We start from the raw sequence: 2,119 nt of genomic DNA, 5'->3' as shown, positions 1-2,119 counted from the left end.
TTTCGCGAGCTGGCCTACGACATCAAGGGGATGCTGGCCCTGGGAGGGGTGATGACGGCCGACACCAAGACCTGATCACACTTTTAGGCAGCCCTGGGGTGAACACCCAGGTGATCTTCTGCACTGCCCTGGCGCAGCTGTACCCGGTCAAGGCTTACAACGCCACCGTTGAGCGCGTCGTGGCGCGGCGGGGGATCGAAACCCGTCTGCAGCGCAACCTGATCGAGGTGCGCCCCGAGGAGCAGGTGGCGGTGTTCGAAGTTCGCGAGGAAGGCCGGGACCCCTTCCGGGAGGAGATCCGCTTCGACCTGCTGCATGTGGTGCCGCCGATGGCGGCGCCGGATGTGGTGGCCCACAGCCCCATGGCGATCGAGGGGCCTGGCGGTTGGGTGGAGGTGAACAAGGACACCTGCCAGCACAAGCGCTTTGCCGAAGTGTTCGCCCTCGGCGATGTGAGCTCCCTGCCCACCTCGAAAAGCCTGGCCGCCATCCGTGGTCAGGCGCCGGTGCTGGTGGCCAACCTGCTGGCTCAGCTCGATGGACGCCCGCTTGCGGCCCACTACGACGGCTACACCGCCTGTCCGTTGATCACCAGCTTCCACAGCGTGGTGATGGCGGAGTTCGACTATGACCTCCAGCCCGTCAGCTCCTTCCTGGTGGATCCCACCCAGGAGCGCTGGAGCATGTTTCTGGTGGAAACGCGGGTGTTCCCGTGGGTGTACTGGCACCGGGTGCTCAAGGGCCGTCTGCACGAGAGCCGCTTCCTGAAGCCGCTGGCGCCGTTGGTGCGTGCGTTGGGGCTGGCGTTCAAGCAGCCGTGATCACACCGCCTGCAGTTGGCTGAGCTGCTGCTCCAATCGCTGCTTGAGCCGACGTTGCACCAGGTTGCAGAGGTCCTCCACCAGGGGGTCGGCCACCGCATAGATCAGCCGTGTGCCGTCCCGCTCACAGCTCACCAGCCCCGCCCGCTGCAGCTGGCCCAGCTGGCGGCTGATGTGGGACTGGCTGAATCCGGTGGCCTCGATCAGGGAGGCCACATCCATGGCGCCGCCATGCTTGAGCTGACAGAGCAACTGCAGGCGGGCCGGCTCGCTCAGCAGGCGGAAGAAGGCGCTGAGTTCATCGAGCAGCTGGGGACTGGGCAGTGACGGGGGCGGGGTCCGGCGCATGGACGAGCTTATGTCGATACACGCATTATGCACGAAGCGCGCATGGCGGGGGCCTGGGGCGCGCAGCGACCCGGACAACCGAGATCGCTTTAATGCCCATAATGCGGCTATGCTCATACAAGTTCGTGATCGATCACCCGTGGCCGTCGCTCCCGCACCCTCCCTTTCCCTCGCCGCCGCCGCCGGCGGTGGCTCCCTGCTCTTCCGCCAGCTGTTCGACGCCGAAACCGGCACCTTCACCTATCTGCTGGCTGATGTGCCCAGCCGCAAGGGGGTGATCATCGACACGGTCTACGAGCAGCATGGCCGCGATCTCGCCTTGATCCGTGAACTGGGCATCGATCTGATGGCCTCGATCGACACCCATGCCCATGCCGACCACGTGACGGGGAGCTGGCTGATGCACGAGGCCACCGGCTGTGCCATCGGCCTGGCCGCCGCCGCACGCGCCGAGAACGTCACCCGGCCCCTGGCCCATGGGGATCGCATCGACTTCGGCAGCCGCGCTCTGGAGGTGCGTGCCACCCCGGGTCATACCGATGGCTGCATCAGCTTCGTGCTTGATGACCAGTCGATGGCCTTCACCGGCGATGCGCTGCTGGTTCGCGGCTGCGGCCGTTGCGACTTCCAGCAGGGCAATGCCCACACCCTCTGGAACTCCATCACCGAGCAACTGCTGACGCTGCCGGAGTCCTGCCTGCTCTATCCCGGCCACGACTACACCGGTCGGAGTGTCACCTCAGTGGCCGAAGAGAAGGCCTTCAACGCAAGGCTGGGCGGCAACGCCACCGAGCGGGATTTCGTCGGCCATATGGAGGCTATGAAGCTCCCGCATCCCCACAAGATCGCCGAAGCCCTTCCGGGCAACATGCGCTCCGGCAAGCCCCGCGAGGTTGGTGCGGCTGGCGGGGCGACCCACCCCTGGGCACCGGTGCAGCGCAGCTACGCCG

At 66.2% G+C, this 2,119-nt stretch carries 3 protein-coding genes; 2 read left to right on the top strand and 1 reads right to left on the bottom strand.

Features of this window, described 5'->3' with window-relative positions; all coding sequences use genetic code 11:
• Positions 1–98: 98 nt before the first annotated feature.
• Positions 99–821 carry an NAD(P)/FAD-dependent oxidoreductase gene (locus CJZ98_RS17550; protein WP_094592391.1) on the top strand — a complete coding sequence of 241 codons (723 nt, stop codon included), beginning with the start codon at positions 99–101 and terminating at the stop codon, positions 819–821.
• Here CJZ98_RS17550 and CJZ98_RS17545 read toward each other — a convergent pair whose 3' ends face one another.
• The gene (locus tag CJZ98_RS17545) at positions 822–1,169 is read right to left on the bottom strand and encodes an ArsR/SmtB family transcription factor (protein WP_094592390.1); all 348 of its coding nucleotides are present in this window, start codon (positions 1,167–1,169) and stop codon (positions 822–824) included.
• A gap of 139 nt (positions 1,170–1,308) precedes the next feature.
• Here CJZ98_RS17545 and CJZ98_RS17540 point away from each other — a divergent pair.
• Positions 1,309–2,119 (top strand): MBL fold metallo-hydrolase (locus CJZ98_RS17540; RefSeq protein ID WP_232756596.1); only part of this gene is annotated, 811 nt, incomplete at its 3' end.

It is taken from the genome of Vulcanococcus limneticus LL (genome assembly GCF_002252705.1).
Lineage (GTDB): Bacteria > Cyanobacteriota > Cyanobacteriia > PCC-6307 > Cyanobiaceae > Vulcanococcus > Vulcanococcus limneticus.
The sequence above is the reverse complement of the archived record's forward strand: the minus strand, read 5'-3'. Positions and strand labels throughout refer to the sequence as shown.

Excerpts from the sequence above, each read along its gene's own strand:
- CJZ98_RS17545 (WP_094592390.1), bottom strand. The coding sequence starts at position 1,169 with ATGCGCCGGACCCCGCCCCCGTCACTGCCCAGTCCCCAGCTGCTCGAT.